The organism is Actinoalloteichus sp. AHMU CJ021 (genome assembly GCF_002895405.1).
GTDB classification, from domain to species: domain Bacteria; phylum Actinomycetota; class Actinomycetes; order Mycobacteriales; family Pseudonocardiaceae; genus Actinoalloteichus_B; species Actinoalloteichus_B caeruleus.
Genome location: NZ_CP025990.1, coordinates 2,543,033 through 2,561,551 on the forward strand (window position 1 = coordinate 2,543,033; position 18,519 = coordinate 2,561,551).

At 71.0% G+C, this 18,519-nt stretch carries 15 protein-coding genes and 1 tRNA gene; 9 read left to right on the plus strand and 7 right to left on the minus strand.

The window, feature by feature from the left end; all coding sequences use genetic code 11:
• Positions 1–165 precede the first annotated feature (165 nt).
• Positions 166–1,080, minus strand: a complete 915-nt coding sequence (locus C1701_RS10740) for an aminoglycoside phosphotransferase family protein (protein ID WP_026417822.1) — start codon at positions 1,078–1,080, stop codon at positions 166–168.
• Complete coding sequence (locus C1701_RS10745; protein ID WP_337662223.1) at positions 1,077–2,390, minus strand: helix-turn-helix domain-containing protein; 1,314 nt, start codon at positions 2,388–2,390, stop codon at positions 1,077–1,079. Before C1701_RS10745 ends, C1701_RS10740 begins: the two co-directional genes overlap by 4 nt.
• A 287-nt stretch (positions 2,391–2,677) precedes the next feature.
• Here C1701_RS10745 and C1701_RS10750 point away from each other — a divergent pair, with 287 nt between their 5' ends.
• Both C1701_RS10750 and C1701_RS10755 read left to right on the plus strand, forming a co-directional pair.
• Positions 2,678–2,974: a hypothetical protein gene (locus tag C1701_RS10750; RefSeq protein ID WP_245588705.1), complete on the plus strand. Its 297-nt coding sequence runs from the start codon at positions 2,678–2,680 to the stop codon at positions 2,972–2,974.
• Positions 2,975–2,981: 7 nt separating this feature from the next.
• On the plus strand, positions 2,982–3,365 hold the full coding sequence (locus C1701_RS10755) for a hypothetical protein (RefSeq protein WP_030226021.1): 384 nt from the start codon (positions 2,982–2,984) through the stop codon (positions 3,363–3,365).
• A gap of 434 nt (positions 3,366–3,799) precedes the next feature.
• Here the strand turns inward: C1701_RS10755 and C1701_RS10760 are convergent, their stop codons facing one another.
• A complete protein-coding gene (locus tag C1701_RS10760) occupies positions 3,800–4,846 on the minus strand; it encodes a class I SAM-dependent methyltransferase (protein ID WP_026417825.1) in 1,047 nt (348 codons plus the stop codon).
• Between the two features lie 342 nt (positions 4,847–5,188).
• Between C1701_RS10760 and C1701_RS10765 the strand changes: the two genes are divergently transcribed.
• Positions 5,189–5,746 carry a TetR/AcrR family transcriptional regulator gene (locus C1701_RS10765; protein WP_051313631.1) on the plus strand — a complete coding sequence of 186 codons (558 nt, stop codon included), beginning with the start codon at positions 5,189–5,191 and terminating at the stop codon, positions 5,744–5,746.
• Positions 5,747–5,830: 84 nt separating this feature from the next.
• Positions 5,831–6,622 (plus strand): VOC family protein, encoded by a 792-nt coding sequence (locus tag C1701_RS10770; protein WP_030226015.1) that lies wholly within the window; start codon positions 5,831–5,833, stop codon positions 6,620–6,622.
• 35 nt (positions 6,623–6,657) lie between these two features.
• Here the strand turns inward: C1701_RS10770 and C1701_RS10775 are convergent, their stop codons facing one another.
• From C1701_RS10775 to C1701_RS10790, 4 genes are all read right to left on the minus strand, one after another.
• Positions 6,658–9,495: an L-tyrosine/L-tryptophan isonitrile synthase family protein gene (locus tag C1701_RS10775; protein ID WP_155886046.1), complete on the minus strand. Its 2,838-nt coding sequence runs from the start codon at positions 9,493–9,495 to the stop codon at positions 6,658–6,660.
• 429 nt (positions 9,496–9,924) lie between these two features.
• Complete coding sequence (locus C1701_RS10780) at positions 9,925–10,575, minus strand: NAD(P)H-binding protein (RefSeq protein ID WP_026417829.1); 651 nt, start codon at positions 10,573–10,575, stop codon at positions 9,925–9,927.
• Positions 10,576–10,634: 59 nt separating this feature from the next.
• A complete protein-coding gene (locus C1701_RS10785; RefSeq protein WP_026417830.1) occupies positions 10,635–11,288 on the minus strand; it encodes a hypothetical protein in 654 nt (217 codons plus the stop codon).
• A gap of 826 nt (positions 11,289–12,114) precedes the next feature.
• Positions 12,115–12,200: transfer RNA gene (locus tag C1701_RS10790), tRNA-Leu, on the minus strand.
• A gap of 131 nt (positions 12,201–12,331) precedes the next feature.
• Between C1701_RS10790 and C1701_RS10795 the strand changes: the two genes are divergently transcribed.
• The 5 genes from C1701_RS10795 (at position 12,332) to C1701_RS10815 (ending at position 18,516) form a co-directional block, all read left to right on the plus strand.
• Positions 12,332–13,537 (plus strand): DUF3662 and FHA domain-containing protein, encoded by a 1,206-nt coding sequence (locus C1701_RS10795; RefSeq protein WP_103055873.1) that lies wholly within the window; start codon positions 12,332–12,334, stop codon positions 13,535–13,537.
• An 86-nt stretch (positions 13,538–13,623) separates the two neighbouring features.
• Entirely contained in the window at positions 13,624–14,085 is a 462-nt protein-coding gene (locus C1701_RS10800) for an FHA domain-containing protein FhaB/FipA (protein ID WP_016700086.1), read from the plus strand.
• Positions 14,082–15,548, plus strand: a complete 1,467-nt coding sequence (locus tag C1701_RS10805) for a PP2C family protein-serine/threonine phosphatase (RefSeq protein WP_026417832.1) — start codon at positions 14,082–14,084, stop codon at positions 15,546–15,548. The genes C1701_RS10800 and C1701_RS10805 overlap by 4 nt, the downstream gene beginning before the upstream one ends.
• Entirely contained in the window at positions 15,548–17,050 is a 1,503-nt protein-coding gene (locus C1701_RS10810; protein WP_026417833.1) for an FtsW/RodA/SpoVE family cell cycle protein, read from the plus strand. The genes C1701_RS10805 and C1701_RS10810 overlap by 1 nt, the downstream gene beginning before the upstream one ends.
• Positions 17,047–18,516 carry a peptidoglycan D,D-transpeptidase FtsI family protein gene (locus C1701_RS10815; protein WP_026417834.1) on the plus strand — a complete coding sequence of 490 codons (1,470 nt, stop codon included), beginning with the start codon at positions 17,047–17,049 and terminating at the stop codon, positions 18,514–18,516. Before C1701_RS10810 ends, C1701_RS10815 begins: the two co-directional genes overlap by 4 nt.
• Positions 18,517–18,519: the final 3 nt, after the last annotated feature.

Below are 18,519 nucleotides of genomic sequence, written 5' to 3' on the forward strand. Positions count from 1 at the left end.
CCTCGCGCGCTGCCGAGAGTTCGTCCGCCGGAACGCCGAGGCGCCGCGGTGCGCGCCGTCGGAACGCGGAGGGGTCCTCTGGTCGACTGTGACGCCCGTGACATCGACGGGCGGTCGCGAGACGTTACCGTTCGGGTACCGAGGGCGACGGTCTCCGCGTGGTGGTCACCGGTAGCGGGTCCACCTCGCGCTCGCGTCTCCCTCACGCAGCGACCGGAGCCGCAGCTCGAGCTGGGGCCGGAACTCGGGTTTGCTGCGCAGGATGGGCAGCACGCTGGTCGTCAGTTTGAGCTCCCGCACGTCGCGCAGCACCGGGAAACCGCTCCAGCGCAGGAGGTCGAACCCGTACCGCGCGGCGAGCTGCCGGTAGCGCCGACGGGACGCCCCGAACCGCAGGACGCCCACCGCCATCGGGGTGAGATCCCACTCGCGGGGGCCGACGCAGGACGAGTCGAAGTCGCAGACGACGGGACCGGCGGGACCGGAGATCAGGTTTCCCAGGTGCGCGTCCCCGTGCACGAAGCCCTCCTGGAGCGGGAACGTCAGGTCGTGCAGCCGCCGTTCCAGCTCGGAGCAGCGTTCCTCCAGGAAGGCCCGGTCGTCGTCGGCGAGTTCCTCGGCGTCGGTCAGCCGCCGACGCACGTCGTCCAGGGGCGCCCAGTAGGGCAGCGGGTGGTCGGGCATCGGGAGCGCGTGCAAGGCCCGGAGGACGTCCGCGAGGTCGTTGACCGAAGCCGGCGGCCCGGCCTCGGGCACGTCCTCCCAGAGGGTGGCCACGTGGCCACCGACCCGGACGGGCTGGCGGACCCCGGGCAGCAGCCGGACCGCGGGCACGTCGTGTTCGGCGAGCCAGCGGGCGGTGCGCACCACCTTCTCCACGCGGTGCAGCAGTTTGGTGGAGACGACGATGCGCACCACCGCCCGGTCCGCCGCCAGCCGGAAGACGGCGTTGTTGGTGCAGCGGAGCAGGGTGGCACCGGTGGCGTCGAGCCCCTGCGTGCGGCACACCTCCCGCAACACCGCGATGAGCTTGTCCTGGGTGAACCGGCCGTCTGGTGCGGCGGCGACCAGCGTGTTCACGCGGACAGGTGGAGCGTGAGTCGTTCGTTGAGCTCCTTGGCCGCCGGGTTCGCGGACCGTTTGCGGGTCTCGGCGAGCAGCGGTCGCAGACGGTCGCGCATCCGGCTGGACCGCACGTCCTCGCTGGCCTCGATGGCCAGGTGGCCGCAGCGGACGCCGTGGTCGATGTCCCCGGTGCGGAGGTGGTTGGACGCCATCATGATCTGCTGGAAGCCCCGGTTGCGGTTCATGTCCTCGCGGAGGTTGGCGCTCGCCTGTTCCAGGGCGTTGACGGCGATCCGGGAGTGGTTCGGGTCGGCTCCCTCGGCCGCCGCGAGCGTGGTGTAGACGGCGCCGATCATGGAGTGCAGGTCGGTCTCGTCGAAGAACCGGACCCAGGGGGGCACCTCGTCGGGGTTGGACCGCGCGAAGGCGTCCTTGGACATGCCGAGTTGCAGGATCGCCTGGCGGGCGAGCCCGGCCTCCGCGTAGGCCCAGGCCTCGTTGGCGCAGAGGACCGCGACGGTGAGGGCGGAGCCGGTGTTCTGGGCGGCGACCTGGCCGAGCTGGAACATCTTCAGCGCCTCGTTGGGCTCCTTGTGGTGCAGGTAGAGGCGGCCGGTGCGGTAGAGGATGTTCGCGACCAGCGTGTCGTTCCCGCCGCGCTTGGCGAATTCGAGGGCCCGCCCGAAGTGGCTACGCGCGGAGTCGATCAACCCGATGTCGAACGAGGTCCAGCCCGCGAGGCCGTAGAGGTCGCCGATCGCGACGAACAGCCGCTGCTCCACCTCCTCGGTCCGCTGGGCGCCCAGGAGCTGCTGCGCCCAGTTGAGCTGGGCGATCACGGCGTCGCGGCAGAAGCCGCCGCCATGCCGGGAGTCCAGGGACCGCAGCGCTCCGGTGGCCGCCTCGATCTGGCGGACGTCGGTGAGGCCGATGCGGTTGGGCACGGGGGTACGGGCGGCGGTCGCGGCCCAGCCGGGCTCGGAGCCGAACACGGCCGCGCCGACCGTCACGGCGGCGGCGTGCGCCAGGAACTTGCGACGCTTCACCGATTCCTCCTCTTCAGCCTGCGCGTCGTCGATGACCCCGACGACACGTGCCGCCGTGGCCTCGTCGTAGGCGAGTCCCATGTAGCCCCGGGGTACGCCGAGTCCGGTGGCGATCCTGGCCAGCACGTCGTAGGCCATGACCTGACGTCCCTTGAGGATCTCCGACACCTCGGACTGGGACTGGCCCGTCGACGCGGCGATCTGTCGCTGGGACACGCCGAACCGCCGGAGGATCCGGTACACGGTGCTGATGTCACGTCGCAGGAGCGCGTCGCGCATCTCCTGCTTCTCCCAGACCTCTGGTGTAACGGGCGAGCTCTGGGAACCGATTGTGTTCATTTGAACCCCCTCCCGCCGCAACGGGCGCCAACCGCAGAGTAAGGCCATGCCGGCCCGGCGGTGAAGCGCCGATCGGCGGAGGTGATCGGCCCCTGTGAAGGGGTGGTACCGCTCGTCGTGGAACCCCGGCCGATCGGCGCATCCCGTCTCCCCCCAGCCAACCACGTGCAGCACTGTTGGTGACGGCAAGGGAACGACGGGCAGCGAGCAGGGAGCGACCGGACACCGTGGACTGGACGACGCGTGAGGACACCCCGACCGGGGATTTCCCGGTGGTCGGTGACGGGTCCGTCCGTCTGGCGGACGACCGACCGATGTGGCTGGTCGAGTGCCGGGACATCGCGAACCGCCCCTGCGTGGTGACGGTGCTCGTCGATGGAGACCGAGTGGTGATCGTGGGACCACCCGGAGAGACAGCAGTGTTCTCCTCCTCGGAAGTGGAGACGCTCCGCAACGCGTTGCGTGAGGCGGCCTCGGCCGCCGCGCGACACGACACCGCCCTGGTGGCGGGAAGGCAACGGTGACGTTTCGGTGGACGAGATCCTGGGTCGGGTACTGCGCAACGCCGTGTGGGAGCGGCTGGACATGCTGACCGAGTTGGCCAACCGGGCCGACACGCCCTCCCTGCTCTCGGTGGCTCGGTCGGAGCTGCCTCGTCTCACGGAGGGCTGGCGTTCCCTCCTCAACGCCCACCAGCCGGACCAGAAGGGCAACTGCCCGGAGTGCTCGACGAGGTGGCGGCAGCGGAAGGCTCCGTGCGAGGTGTGGCGGGCGGCCTACGAGCACCTGGTCGCCGGTGGCCTCGCGCCGCACCCCTCGCGCCACCTCCAGCCGGCCCCGGTCGAGGCCGCCCGCCGCGGCCCGGCGCACACCTCCGTCCGGAGGAGGCCGGCCGTGCCGGCTGGTGTCTCCTGACGGACCCGAACCGGCGGCCTCGCCCTCGTACCACCCCCCGACTGGAACGAGTGCGAACAGCCGCCTCGTGACCGGTGGCCCGCGCACACGGCAGGCCCCCCGACACCGCATCGCGGGCCACCGGTCACTCCCCGAGAAAAGATCGACGAAGACCTCCGCGGGCCGGTGCTGGCACTCCCCTCCCCCGAACGGCACCGGTCCGCGGATTCCAACCAGCTCCGCCCCCGCCGTCCCGCTGGACGCGCCCGGCGGAGCGCCCGCCCTCCCGCCTGGGCCGCCCGACCCGCACCCGTCGGACGCGGGCCCCGGAGGGCCACCAGGAACGGGCCCGGGTTCCGTCGCCGCCCACACCGACGCGGACCCGGGCCCGTTTCCCCTGTCGGCACCGCTCGCGGCTCGCGGCGACGGCGGCGGCGGGGCGTGCCACCGCTGGGTCACCGAGGCCGGCAGACGACCCCGTTGTGCGTCTTGATCTCACCGTGGCGGAGCACCTCGAACCCGTTCTCGTGCGCGTAGAGGCCGAGCTGTTCGACGGTCTGGAGCTCGCGGTAGGAGAAGTTCATCAGGTCCCCGAAGAGCCGGTAGAACATGCGGGTGCGCAGCGCCACCCTGGGCGTGGTGAGGATCGCGTACCCCCCGGGGCGCAGGAAACGGCGGTGCCAGTCGAAGGCCTCGGGTTTGTGCTCGTCCGGGAAGTGTTCGACGAGCCCGATGGAGACGACCACGTCGAACTCCGGTCCGAAGTCGAGGTCGCGGATGTCGGAGACGAGGTAGCTGAGGTCCATCTGGTCGCGGTGCCAGACGCGGGGGGAACCGGTGGCGGGGTCGACGCCGAGGAAGGGGTAGTCCGTGGGGAACGAGCCGAAGCGGTGGTCGCGGCAGTAGTCGTCGTAGTCGACGAGTACCGATTCGCCTCCCGGGTACATGGCGGAGAGCAGCATCGCCTCGTAGCCGTCGGCCGCTCCGAGGAAGAGGACACGCGGTCGCCGCAGGTCGAGCCCGTCGAAGAGGGACCGTTTGGCCCGGGGGTCCCACACGGTGTCCCCTACCCGGTGGGCCTGGTTCCACACCGTCCAGCGGGCGACCTCGCCGATCGCGCGGCGGGCGGCGTCGAGCTCCGCGCGGCGCAGCCGGATCCCGGCCGCGCGGAACGCCTCGGCCCTGGCCGCTACCGGGTCGGTGTCGAAGAGGTGCTGGAACGAGCGGTTGAACATCTTCCACGCGTCTGGCACGGGCAGGGTCCGACCGTTACCGGCTTCCCAGCTCAGCCGGGCGGCCGCCCAGTTCTCGACGCGGTGGGGGCGCCCGATGTCCCGCCAGTCGAGGGTGGCGAAGTCGACGGGGCGGGACGCGGCGAAGACGTCACGGGTGGTGGGTCGCAGGTCCGCTCGGTAGGTGTCCCGGATCTCGGTGCGCCCGAGATCGTGCTCGCCCCACCGCCGCGCGGATGGGGAGGGAGTGGGTGAGGCACCGCCAGTCATCTCGACCTCCTCGTCAAGCCGAAGGCGTGCTGTCGGCGCCGGGACCGGGCGTCCCGGCGCCGTGGAGTCGGCCGCGCCTTCGCTCAATCTGGTCAGTTCGCGTGGCCTCGGGCCGTTCCGCTCGTTGATCGAGTGTTGGAGGCTCTTGGCGAGTCCCCGACAGGCAACAAACACGAATCCTATTCACATAATAGGAAGCGTTCCCCGTCCGGACACGATTCGTCCTCCGGACGGAGGAGCCGTTCCCCCCGCAGGCCGCGGGTACCGAGAGGGAGAGCGGAATTGACGACCGGCATCACCTCGCTGCGCAGACGGCCAGTCCAGCAGCGCAGCGCACAGCGGGTGGAGCGGATGCTCACCGCGTGCGCCGAACTCGTGTCGGAGCTGGGATACGACGGGGTCACCACGACGCTCATCGCCGAGCGCGCCGGAGTCGCGGTCGGATCGCTCTACCAGTTCTTCCCCGACAAGCGCGCCGTGGTCCAGGAACTGACGTTGCGGAACCTCGACAGCTTCCTCGCGGAACTCTCGAAACGCTTCGCCGATCCCGCGATGGAACACTGGTCGCAGGCGGCGGACGCGGTGTTCGACCTCTACATCTCGATGCACCGCACGGTCCCGGGGTTCTCGTCGCTGCACTTCGGCGATGTCGTCGACCTGCGGCTGCTCGACGGCCGCAAGGACAACAACATGGTCCTGGCCGAACGCCTGACGGTGCTCTTCGCCAACCGGTTCGACCTGCCCCCGGACCGGCTGAAACTCCCGTTGGCCGTGGCGATCGAGGCGGCCGACGCCGTGCTGAACCTCGCGTTCCGCGAGGATCCCGACGGTGAACCGGAGATCCTCGCCGAGGCCAGGGCGATGGTGCGCGGTTACCTGGCGACGCGGCTGGACACCTGATCCCGGCGGCTCCACGTGGCCGGCCCGCCGGACCGGCCCTATGGTCGGGGCGGACGACCGTCCACCGGCCAGAGGAGCGCACCCATGAGCCAGGGCCCGCGGTACCGCGAGGGCATGCCGTGCTGGGTCGACCTGCTGACCGACGACCGGGACGCGGCGGCGGAGTTCTACGGGACGCTCTTCGGGTGGGACTTCGCCGTGGGTGACCCGGCGGCGGGGCTCTACACGTTCTGCCAGGTCGACGGGCAGTCGGTCGCCGGCATCGCACGCCGGGCGGCGGACGGGGCGACCGAGGCGGTCTGGACGACCTACCTCGCCGTCGACGACGCCGCCGGCGCCGCCACCCGGATCAGGGCGGCGGGCGGGGTGGCGACCGAGCCGTTGGAGTTGGCCGGCCACGCCACCCTGTTGACCGCCTCGGACTCCGCCGGCGCGGTGTTCGGGGTGTGGCAGGCCGGCGACTTCCCGGGAGCCCAGCTGGTCGACGAGCCCGGCTCCCTCGTGTGGAACGAACTGGTGGTGACGGATGCCGACCGCGCCCTCGACTTCTACCACCGCGTCTTCGGCCACGGAGCGCGGACCTCTCCCGACTCCGACTACTCGGTGCTCGAACTGGACGAGCGGCCCGTGGGCGGGGTCCTGCCGATGAGCGCCGTTGAGGAGCCGGTGGCGGCGCTCGGCCCGCACTGGGCCGTCTACTTCGGCGTGGAGTCCACCGAGGACACCATCGCGCACGCGCGGCGGCTCGGCGCGACGACCGCCGACGGTCCGAACGACACCCCCTACGGTCGAATCGCCACCCTCCGCGATCCGCAGGGAGCCTTCTTCGGCGTGGTCGACGCCAGGGACGCGGCCCCCAGCCCGGCTGGGGGCTGACCGGAGCCGGCCGGCCCCCGACGGCCGCCCCTCCCTCACCTGCGACGCAACCGGATCCCCGCGAGGAACTCGCCGTCGATCACCGGTTCCGCTCTCCCGGAGAGCACCCTCGTCACGGTCGGCGGGACCATCATCCACGGCTGGCCGGGCCCCAACAGCGGCGAGTAGACGGGCACGAACGAGTGGTTCTGGAGTGATACCGCGAAGTCGGCGGACACGTGCCCCCTCGTGTCGACCGCCCCGGTCCCGTGCCACGGCAGCAGACCGGACCCCCCGAGGCAGGAGAACCCGCAGTGCCCCGGTTTGGGCACGTTGGTCAACCTCACCCGGGTCGGGTAGAGCCGGTCGTAGCCGAGGTCCCGGTCGACGCGGAGCACGGCGACATAGCGGACGGCGCTCTCCCACGCCGAGCGGAGCACCCGTCGGCGCGCCGCCGCGATCACCGGTGGGGCGGCCGGCCCCGCGGACCGGATGTCGGCGAACACCCGGCGGGCCCACCGCAACCGGTGCACTCCCGGCGGGGTCGGCAACGGCGTGGAGAACAGCAGCGAGCCGAAGAAGTCCGGCAGCTTGGCCACCAGATCGGCCAGTGGTCCGGCGGGGGTCGTGGCGATCCGCTCGTCGAGGGCGGCTGGCCCCTCCACCGGGTCGAAGTCGGCGAAGTGGTCGTGCAGCGCCCGCTCGTACCACCCGATCCGCCGTTCCCGGTCCGCGCGCAGCCCGGGACCGAGCTTCTCCTCGGCGACGTCGTCGACATCGCGGAGCTCGATGTCGGCGGTCCCGGCGACCATCCGCAGGTAGTCACCCATCTTCGCCTGGTAGGCCGCCGCCAGCGGCGCCGGTCGGCGCCGGAAGTGGTGCTGGTCGGTCAGCACCGTGATCCGGACGCCGGGCTGGTGCACCGCCCCGACCGTCTGCGCGACCTCCCGGAGGCGGACCAGCGCACCGAGTTCGGCGAGGTCGGGCAGCGGGCCGGTCGCTTTCAGGCCGTTCTGGTTGTGCTTCACGGGGAAGCCGGTGAGGACGAGGCGCACGGGTGCGCCGGCCCGAACGAAGGGCACCAGGTCCTGGCGGGCGGTGTCCAGCGGGTAGTGCGAGCGGGAGCCCTTCAGGAACTGCTTCCTCGTGAGGAGGTGGTGGACCAACGCCACCGTCCGCTCCTCCTCCCCGACCCCGCGCAGCCGGTGACCGAGGTGCTGGTGGGCGTTGTCCACCGCGCGTTTGGCCGCCCAGTCGGCGTGCGCGACGAGCTGGTCGACCAGGACCCGGCTCTGCTCCTCGTCCAGGGAGACGGCGTGGTCGGTGAGCAGCCGACCTCCGCGCATCGACCCGATGTCCAGCCCGGCCAGTGACCGGGCGTGCGACAGCACCGGGACCGCCGGCCGAGGCGCGTGCCCCCCCGTTCGGGGGGCGGCGCGCCGCCCGTCGACGTCGGTACGACGGTCCACCCGCACGAAGCGGAGCAACGGGTGCTCGCAGTTCAGCAGGTCCGCGGTGGTCGGGTCGAGCCGGCGGAACTCCTCCGCCACCGTCTCGGCGACCGCCTCCCTGACCTCGTCGACCCCGCGTTCCGGCCAGCCCCCGACCCGCAGGAATGCGGTGGCCAACTGCCCGAGTGTCCGGTGCAGGGCCCGCATGGCGCTCGCCACCCGGACCGGGCCCTCGCCGGCAGGGAGGGGGGTGACGGGGTCGCGGAGCACCACCCGACCGGTCAGCCTCAGTTCGGGGGACAACTCGGCGGCGACGGTGCGTTCGTGGGGGCCGGCCACCAGGAGGCGGTGGTGGTCGAGGAGGACGGTGACGATCGAGGTCAGCGGCCGGACGAGGTACTCGGTGAAGTTGTCCAGCTCCCCCTCCCAGTGTTCCTCCCTCGCCTCGATCACCGTGCGCAGGAGCGGGCGGCCCGAGGGCGGGGACGGACGCGTGAGCGCGTCGAGGGTGACCGCGACGGTGCCCACGGGGTACCTGGGATGCGCGGGAACGGGTTCCGGGGAGCGGATCAGCAGCGCGCGACCGGTGTCCCCCTCGGCCAGCGCGGCGAGCGCCGGCTGGGTGGCGCAGTGCAGCCGAAGGAAGGGGTCCGACTCCACCACGGCGTTCAGTGATCGCCAGCCGTTGAGGCGGCCGAGCGCCGCCCGCCCCCCGAAACCCGACGTGGAGCCGGCGGCGCGGGGAGCGGGGACGTCCGCGCCCGAGTCCGGTCGCGTACGAGGTGGGGCGATGACCGGGCCGCCGTCGGAGACGAGCGCACCCGGGTCGGCCTCGAGCTCGACCTCCCAGTTCGGGCCCCGGTCCCCGTCGCGGCGGGCACCGGGGGCGGGAGGTCGGGCGACGACGACGGTGCCGGGTCGGGTGGGCAGCGGAACGACGAGGCCGCGCGGGGGGAGGACGAGACCTCCGTCGTCCCCCCGGAAGAAGTCGATCTTCTCGGCGGCGAGGTCCGCGAGGTTCCTGGGCAGGTCGTGGTCGACCGGTAACCGGTCCAGCCGGCTCCACCCGGTGCCGTCGAGGCGCAGGGTGCGCGCGCCGTCGCCCCCGCCACCTCCGGGGAGGTCGGGAACGTGCCACAGCTCGGGGCGTCCTCCCGTCTCCAGCTCGACCGTCGCCCGTTCGACCCAGTTCCTGGTTCGCCGCCGGCGGGTCCGGCGGAGCCTGGTCAGCTGGCGGAGGACGGCTGCCCGGTCCGCCGGATCGGGCAGCCGGACACCGGTCCCCGTACCGACGCCGGTGAGCACCACGTTCCCGTTCCTGCGTTCGACGGCGAGCCCGTACCCGCCCTCCCGCAGCAGCCCCTCGATGAAGGCGAGGTCGGGGTCGGCGGGTGTCGGTGGGGTCCCGGTCTCGGGGGCCCGCGTCGCGGGTTCCGGCGTCACCACCCGCGTTCCGCCCTGAGTCATCAACTGTGCCAGCGCCTCCCTCACCTCACCACAGCCAGGGCACGGCGCCCGCTGTCGTCGACCCGACCCGACGGGCGCGCGTCATCCCGGCTGGCTGTCACCGAATTGCCCGGTCGGAAAGTCGGAGACCGACATCCCCCACCTGCGGACTCCAGATCACACGACTATGCATTGTGGCAAGGCGAGCGGCCGCCGTCGAATCACCTGGGTAAGCGGAGAATCACCCAATGCGCGGCGAAAGACAAGAAATGGAGCAAGTTAGCGGAAGGTAAATATTACTGAGCGTGATAGCCAGGGTTCATCACCCACGACGAAGGGCCGCCCCCGTTTCCGGGGAGCGGCCCTTCCGCGCGTCCTGGGCGTCGCGATACCACCGGCAGCGGGCCACCGAAGGTGAAGTCCGGGTCAAATACCGGCGACCGCCTCGTCGACCGGAGTGCCACCACCGACGAGTTCCAGTGTTTTCCTCGTACCGGCACCGCTGCCCAACAGCTCCAGAAGTACCGAGGCCACGTCCGTTCGGGAAACCTCACCCGGTTCCACCCGTTCGGCCAGGTGGACCCGGCCGGCGCCCGGGTCGTCGGTCAGGCGCCCAGGTCGCAGAATGGTCCAGTCCAGATTCCTCGAACGCAAATCCCGTTCGGCCGCCGCTTTCGCCCGGAGATAGGCCGCGAAGACCTCGTCCATCCCCTCGTCCTCGGCCCGGTCGAGACCCATCGCGCTGATCTGGACGAACCGGGGCACCCGCGCCGCCTCGGCCGCATCCGCGAGGAGCACGGCCGCGGCACGGTCCACGGTGTCCTTCCTCGCCACGCCACTGCCCGGCCCCGCACCGGCGGCGAAGACCACGGCGTCCGCTCCCTCCAGCTGCCGCACGACCTCACCCCGGTCCGCTGACTCCAGGTCGAGCACGACTCCGCTCGCTCCCGTGCTCGCGACGTCGTCGAGGTGACCGGGATCGCGGATCAGCCCGGTGACGCTGTCGCCCCGCGCGGCCAGCGACCGCTGCAGGATGAGTGCGATCTTCCCGTGTCCTCCGGCGATGACTACATGCATCCGAGAACGTTAACCGCTCGGCGCCCGCGACGCCGTCCACGACGTACCCGCCGGCCGGGTCAGTCGGCGAGGCAGCCCCTCCGGTCGGCCACGTCCCGGACCATGTGCGCGATCAACCGCTCGTAGACCAACTCCCGCAACCACCTCCCGGTCACCGACCCCCCGGGGCTCACCGTGTCGGCCCACGCCGTCTGGTCGATGCGCAGCGTGTGCTCGTCGGCGGTGAGGACGGAGACACCGTGCCGGCGGGCACGGCCCGGCGCGTTGTCGAGGTAGTCGTCGATGCCGTGGACGGCGGCGGGCAGCACCATCGCCGCGCCGCAGTGCCGGGCGAAGGGAGCGGCCGACCCCAGCGCGGTCCGCCAGTGGCGGGCGAAGGAGATGACCCCGGACAGGCGCACCGCGGGTGGCGGCACGCGACCGGCCATCTCGGGCCACGTCCAGGTGGCGACCGAGGTGCGGTCGGTGTTGGGTCCGAACCCGAGGCACAACCTCTCGGCGTGGGCCTCGGGAACCAGTTCGGCGACGGGAACGACCCGTCGCCCGAGCAACGTCATGGCGGGCAACGCCACGCCGCGCCACCCGAGAACGGAGACCACTGCCTCGCTCAGGCTCTCGGGTGGATCCGCCAGGTCGACCTCCGGCCTCGGCCGGGTGGGCAACACGTCGGAATGGGGTCCGGTCGCGTGCCCAGGTGTGCGGCTCACCGGCATCGCCTCCTCGGGGTGAACAGCGACGCTATTCCGTCGCGACGAATGTTCGTTAAGCAGAGTTACCAGCTCCGTTGAGAAACTCCTCCAGAGCGATGCGACCACTGCGACCGACGGCGTTGAGCGGTCGATGACCGGTCGACGACCGGTTCCCGGGTTTCGGCCGAGCGATGCCGCCGTTCGAGTGACCAGCGAAAACCAGCGGACGAAAGAACCAGCGAGTAGTACTATCCCTTGCGAATAATGATCTCCCCTGAGACCCTTAGCGGTGGCGGAGGGGACGATCGGCCCCGGAACCGCCACACCACAGCATGCGGCCGAACGGGCTATTCGAGGAGTTCTTCCGGCCGACATGGGAAGTGTGGGCGAGTGGCATCCCGAGGTGGTGGTTCAAGGGCGTTTCACGTAGCACCTCGACACTTCCTGTCACCCGCCCGCCACTTTTGGGGTGACTTTTGTCAGCACTGAACCGAACATCACCATCCGCACGATCCGAGAACCACCACGCGGATCGCCGAATGCGCATCCACACCCGACGAATGGACATCCGGGTTCCACCACGACCGAAACGGGGTCAGCGCGATTCGCCAACCGGGGAGGGCGGGAGGCCAGGCCGGTGGCTGGTCAACCGTTCGCGTGATCACCGGGCCCGCGACCCCGACAACGCCCCACGGCACCCTCCGAGCGGCCCCGGTCCCGGAACACCGCACCGCGGCGGGCAGGGGACGCCGGGGGTGACGGTGCGCCGGGCTGGGCGGAGGGGGAGCACCCCACGAACGACTACGGGCGGCTCCGCCACGCTGTGCGTGAACCGGAGCCGCCCGTAGGGTGGTGGGCGAGGAGGGAGTTGAACCCTCACGTCCTTACGGACACACGGACCTGAACCGTGCGCGTCTGCCATTCCGCCACTCGCCCGAGTGGAGTTGGTCTCGCTGACCGACGACGAAAGCCTAGCACGCCCCAGAACCTAGTTGGAACGGGGGCATGTCCCACCCCTCCGGCACGGATACGATCGGGGAGGTAGTCGCATCAGGTGGAGGTATGTGGTGGGCCTCGTGCAGCGCTTCGAGCGCCGTCTCGAAGGCGTCATTGGTAACACCTTCGCCCGGGTGTTCGGCGGCAGCGTCGTCCCGCAGGAACTCGCCCAGAGCCTGCAACGCGACGCTGACGGCAACGTCCGGGAACTGGCTGGCGGCCGTCTCCTGGCCCCCAACCACTTCGTGGTAACGCTGGGTCCCGGTGACCACGATCGACTATCAGGCAACGAGCAACAGGTCACCCAGCTGCTCGCTGACTGCGTCAAGGAGCACCTCGCCGAACAAGGGTGGGATACATATGGTGACGTCGTAGTCTCCCTGGAGCGCTCTGAAACGCTGCACACGGGACAGTTCCGAACCAGCTCGTCCGTCGACCCGGATGCGGGTCAGCGGCCGGCACCACCTCGCAACACAGGAGAACGACCCATGAGCCAGCCACCCGGCCAGCAGTACCCCGAGAGCGACCCGTACGGCCAGCCCGGTCAGTACGGGTATGACCAGGGCTACGGCCAGGGCCAGTACGGTTACGACCAGGGCTACGGCCAGGGCCAGCCCGGCTACGACCAGGGCTACGGCCAGCAGCAGCAACAGGGCTACGGCGGCGCCCCCCAGGGCTACGACCAGGGCTACGGCCAGCAGCAACAGGGCTACGGCCAGGGCCAGCCCGGCTACGACCAGGGCTACGGCGGCGCCCCCCAGGGGTACGACCAGGGCTACGGCCAGGGCCAGCCCGGCTACGGCCAGCAGCAGCAGCAGGGCTACGGCGGCGCCCCGCAGGGGTACGACCAGGGCTACGGCGGCGCCCCCCAGGGCTACGACCAGGGCTACGGCCAGCAGCCGCAACAGGGCTACGGCGGCCAGCCCGGCTACGACCAGCAGGGCGCGCCCGGATACGCCCCGCCTGCCGTGCGCACCGGGCCCCGACAGGTGACGGCTATCCTTCAGCTGGACGACGGCTCGAACCGCACCTACACGCTGACCCAGGGCAGCAATGTCGTCGGGCGAGGCCAGGACGCGCACTTCCGGCTGCCCGACACCGGTGTCTCCCGGCGCCACCTGGAGATCACCTGGGATGGGCAGAGTGCGACGCTGGCCGACCTCGGTTCCACCAACGGGACCACGGTCAACGGCAACTCGGTGCAGACTTGGCAGCTTGCCGACGGTGACGTCGTCCGCATCGGCCACTCGTCCCTGGTGTTCCGGAGCCAGGGCTGAGCCGGCCGTACCTTTTGGGTGTCCTCCAGGCGGGAGCGGTCGGAGACAGTGGAAGACGGGTATCCCCACGCGGGTGGGGGTGAAACGTGCCAGAGCTGGTGATTCAGCTGACCAGAGCGGGATTCCTCGCTCTGCTCTGGTTGTTCGTGCTGGCCGCGCTCCGGGTGGTTCGCTCCGATCTCTACGCTGCCTCCGGGTTGCGGGCGTCGGTGCCGAACACCCGGCGGGCGCAGCCTCGGCAGCCCAAGGGCGCGAAGTCTCCCCGGCAGCTCCTGGTCACCCAGGGCGCGCTGGCGGGGACGCGAATCGCCCTGGACGGCCGGCCCATCTCGATCGGCAGGGCGGACGATTCCACGCTGGTGCTCGACGACGACTACGCCTCGACACGGCACGCGCGGCTGGTGCTGCGCGGCAGTGACTGGTACGTGGAGGACCTCGGCTCCACCAACGGCACCTACCTCGACCGGGCGAAGGTCACGGGTCCGACCCGAGTCCCGCTCAGGGCCCCGATCCGTATTGGCAAGACGGTGATCGAGCTGCACTCATGACCCTCGTCCTCCGCTACGCGGCCCGCAGTGACCGTGGACTGGTTCGTTCCAACAACCAGGACTCCGTCTACGCCGGCCCCCGACTCCTGGCCCTCGCCGACGGCATGGGCGGCCACGCCGCGGGCGAGGTCGCGAGCAAGGTCGTCATCGCGGCCCTCGCGCCCCTCGACGACGACGAGCCGGGCGACGACCTCCTCGGCCAGCTCGAGGACGCCGTCAGCAACGGCAACGGCATGCTCAACGAGCTGGTCGCCGGTGATCCCGAACTGGAGGGGATGGGCACCACGCTGACCGCGGTGCTCTTCGCCGGGAGCCGGCTCGGGCTGGTCCACGTCGGCGACTCCCGGGCCTACCTGCTGCGGGACAGCACCCTCGGCCAGATCACCCACGACGACACCTTCGTGCAGTCGCTGATCGACGAGGGCCGCATCACCGAACAGGATGCCGCCAACCATCCCCAGCGTTCGCTGTTGTTGCGCGCGTTGACCGGCAACGACGTCGAACTGACCCTCACCGTCCGGGAGGCGAGAGCGGGCGACCGCTACCTGCTCTGCTCGGACGGGCTCTCCGGCGTCGTCACCCACGAGACGCTGGACGAGGCCCTGCGCATCACCGATCCGCAGGCCTGTGCCGACCGCCTCATCGAGCTGGCGCTCAAGAGCGGCGGCCCGGACAACGTCACCGTGATCGTCGCGGACGTCGTCGACGTGGAGTTCGGGGAGAACGCCCCCATCGTCGGTGGTGCCGCTGGTGACGGCAGCGAGGATCCCCCGCCACCCGACTCGGCCGCCGCCCGCGCCTCGGCCACGACGTTGCCAAGACCGGCACGACCGGAACCGACCCGCGCCGCCGAACCCGAGCAGCCCAGGAAGGGGCGGCTCCGACTGGCGCTCGTCATGCTCCTGGTGCTCGTGCTCCTCGGCGTCGGCGGGTTCTTCGGCTACAGCTGGGTGATGGGCCAGTACTTCGTCGGCACCGCCGCCGACGACCGGGTCGCCATCTTCCAGGGTGTCCAGGGCTCGTTACTCGGCGTTCCCTTCCAGCGGGAGGTCGAGGGCTCCTGCGAACCGGACGCGACCGACTGCGCCGAGATCAGCGTCACCGACCTGAAGCCGGCCGCGCAGGACACCGTGCGCGGCGGGATCATCAACGAGAGCCTCCAGGAAGCCAGGAACACCATCGCCCGGCTGCGCACCGAGCAGCTGCTCCCGCCGTGCTCCTCCGAGGACGACGAGGTCGGCCAGGGCACCAGGGGTGACGGCGAGGGGACCAGGCCCCAGGACGAGGACGCCGGCGGCGACGCCCCCGGCTCGGTCTCGCCGAACGCGATCTCCGACGTCGGGGAAGCGGACACCGACGAGGCGGCGGACAAGTCCGCCCTCTCCCGGCCCGCCGAGACGGCGGTCGAGGAGCAGCCCGAGCCCAGCGAGCAGCCCGGGGTGGACTGCCGGGTGGTCGGGTGATGTCGCAGCCGATGAACCAGCCCTCACCGCCGGGCGACGAGTCACCGACCGTCGCCACGGCGCCGGCCGGGCCTCCGCCGCCGCCGACGCGGCGGACCACTGAGCTGTGGCTGCTCGCCTTCTCGGCCGCGCTGCTGAGCATCGCCAACATCCTGGTGGACGCCAACCAGGAAGCCGCGCTGACCTCGCAGATCCTGTACAACGGGGCCGCGTTCCTCGCGTTGTTCGCCGCCGCGCACTTCGCGGTGCGCAAGTGGGCGCCCTACGCCGACCCGCTGATCCTGCCCTTCGCGGCCCTGCTGAACGGGCTGGGCCTGGTGATGATCCACCGGATCGACCTCGCGATGGCCTCCCGGCTGGAGATCAACCCCGAGGACGCGCAGGCCGCGTTCTACGGCGGCCCGCTGGTCGGCCGGCAGATCATGTGGATGGTCATCGGGGTCGCCTTCTTCATCCTCACGCTGTGGCGGATCAAGGACCACCGCCCGCTGGCGAAGTACGGCTACACCTGCGGCCTGGTCGGGTTGGTCGCGCTGGCTCTGCCCGGGATCATCCCGTTCTCCTCGATCGCGCCGACGGTCAACGGCGCGAAGATCTGGTTGCGATTCCCTGGCGGCTTCTCCATCCAGCCGGGTGAGTTCGCGAAGATCCTGTTGATGATCTTCTTCGCGTCCTTCCTGGTCTCGAAGCGGGAGCTGTTCACCGCCGCCGGTCGCACGTTCCTGAGGATGAACTGGCCCCGGGCCCGGGACATGGCGCCGCTCTTCGTCGCCTGGGGCGCCTCGGTGGGGGTCCTGGTCTTCGAACGGGACCTCGGCACCTCGCTGCTGTTCTTCGGCATGGTCCTGGTGATGCTCTACATCGCCACCGAACGCGCGGCCTGGGTCGTGCTGGGGTTGACGCTGTTCGTCGGTGGGTGCCTCGTCGCGTACCAGCTCTTCGGGCACGTCCGGCAGCGGATCGCGAACTGGATGGACCCCTTCGCCACCTACGACGAGGCCGGCGGCGGCTACCAGATCGTGCAGTCGCTGTTCAGCCTCGGTTCCGGGGGGATCTTCGGCAGCGGCCTGGGGTCGGGGCGGCCGGACATCGTGCCGGAGCCGCACACGGACTTCATCACCGTCGGGATGGGTGAGGAGATGGGCTTCGTCGGCCTGAGCGCCGTGCTCATCCTCTACCTGCTGCTGGTCATGCGCGGCCTGCGGTCGGCGCTGGCGGTGCGGGACAGCTTCGGCAAGCTGCTGGCGGGCGGTCTCGCGTTCACCCTCGGCCTCCAGGTGTTCATCGTCGTCGGCGGCGTGACCAAGCTCATCCCCTCCACCGGCATCACCGCGCCGTTCCTCTCCTACGGCGGGTCCTCGCTGCTGGCCAACTACATCCTGATCGCGCTGCTGCTGCGGATCTCGGACGCGGCGCGGCGCCCGGCGGCGCCGCCGAAGCCGAAGCCGAAGCAGGCGCCGATCGCGGAGGCACACACGGAGATGGTGGCGCGCCCGACATGAACACACCGCTGAGGCGAGTCTCACTGTTCGTGATGCTGTTGGTCGTCGCGCTGATGGCCAACCTCACCTACATCCAGGTGATCAAGGCGGACGAGTACCGCACCGATCCCCGGAACAGCGTCCGGAAGTCCCTGGAGGAGTACTCCCGGAAGCGGGGGGACATCCTCGCCGGCGACCAGGTGATCGCGAGCGCCGTGGAGACCGGGGGGCGGCTTCGGTTCCAGCGCACGTACTCGGCCGGTCCGGTGTACGCGCCGATCACCGGGTTCTTCTCGGACCGGTACGGCAGCCGGGGCATCGAGGCGGTGGAGAACGACGTCCTCAACGGTTCGGACGACCGGCTGTTCGTGCGGCGGTTGTCCGACCTGATCACCGGGCGGGACCCGGAGGGCGGGAAGATCCGGCTGACGGTCGACCCGCACGTGCAGCAGGTCGCCTACGACCAGCTGGCGGACCGGGGGTTCACCGGGTCGATCGTGGCGCTGGACCCGAAGACCGGGGCGATCCTCGCCATGGCGAACACGCCGTCCTACGACCCGAGCCCGCTGGCCGACCACGACAACAACGTGCAGGCCGAGGCGTGGGCGGAGTACACGGAACGGGAGGACGGCCCGATGCGGAACCGGGCCATCCAGGAGATCCAGCCCCCGGGGTCGACGTTCAAGCTGATCACCGCCGCCGCCGCCTTGGAGAACGGCTGGCGGTCGGACACCGGCGTCAGCCCGGATCCGGTGGTCACCCTGCCGAACACCAGCACCGACCTGCCGAACTTCAACCGCAACCCCTGCGGCGACGGGCAGTCGGCGACGCTGAAGGATGCCGTGGCCGAGTCCTGCAACGTGCCGTTCGCGGAGATCTCCGGGGAGCTGGGCGCGGACACCATGCGGGAGACGGCGCGGTCGTTCGGGTTCGACGAGGAGATCTTCATCCCGATCCGGGTGGCGGCCTCGGGCATGGGTGAGCTGGGCGACGTGGCGCAGCTGTACCAGGCGGGGATCGGGCAGCGGGACGTCCGGGTGACCCCGATGCAGAACGCGATGATGGCGGCGACCATCGCCAACGGTGGAACGCGGATGTCCCCCTACCTGGTGGACAGCATCCTGGGCCCGGACCTGTCGACGCTGGACAGCACATCGCCCGACGAGCTGAACCAGGCCATCTCCCCGGAGACGGCGGCCACGCTCACCGACATGATGATCGCCTCCGAGGAGTACACCGGTGGCGGAGGTGACGTCCTGCCGAACGTCACGGTGGCGTCGAAGACGGGGACCGCGCAGTGGGGGACCGACCCGGGGGCGAACCCGCCGCACGCCTGGTACGTGGCCTTCGCGCCCGCCGAGGACCCGCAGGTCGCGGTGGCCGTGCTGGTGGAGAGCGGCGGGGACCGCAGTCTGGGTGCCACCGGTGGCAAGGTCGCCGCGCCCCTCGGGCGTGAGGTGATGCGGGCCGCCCTCGGAGGTGGCTGACCA

Bases quoted from the DNA above. Each gene is read 5' to 3' on its own strand.
- C1701_RS10770 (WP_030226015.1), top strand. From the start codon at position 5,831: ATGAGCCAGGGCCCGCGGTACCGCGAGGGCATGCCGTGCTGGGTCGAC.
- C1701_RS10780 (WP_026417829.1), bottom strand. From the start codon at position 10,575: ATGCATGTAGTCATCGCCGGAGGACACGGGAAGATCGCACTCATCCTG.
- C1701_RS10815 (WP_026417834.1), top strand. From the start codon at position 17,047: ATGAACACACCGCTGAGGCGAGTCTCACTGTTCGTGATGCTGTTGGTC.
- C1701_RS10805 (WP_026417832.1), top strand. From the start codon at position 14,082: ATGACCCTCGTCCTCCGCTACGCGGCCCGCAGTGACCGTGGACTGGTT.
- C1701_RS10760 (WP_026417825.1), bottom strand. From the start codon at position 4,846: ATGACTGGCGGTGCCTCACCCACTCCCTCCCCATCCGCGCGGCGGTGG.
- C1701_RS10810 (WP_026417833.1), top strand. From the start codon at position 15,548: ATGTCGCAGCCGATGAACCAGCCCTCACCGCCGGGCGACGAGTCACCG.
- C1701_RS10745 (WP_337662223.1), bottom strand. From the start codon at position 2,390: ATGCGCGACGCGCTCCTGCGACGTGACATCAGCACCGTGTACCGGATC.
- C1701_RS10785 (WP_026417830.1), bottom strand. From the start codon at position 11,288: ATGCCGGTGAGCCGCACACCTGGGCACGCGACCGGACCCCATTCCGAC.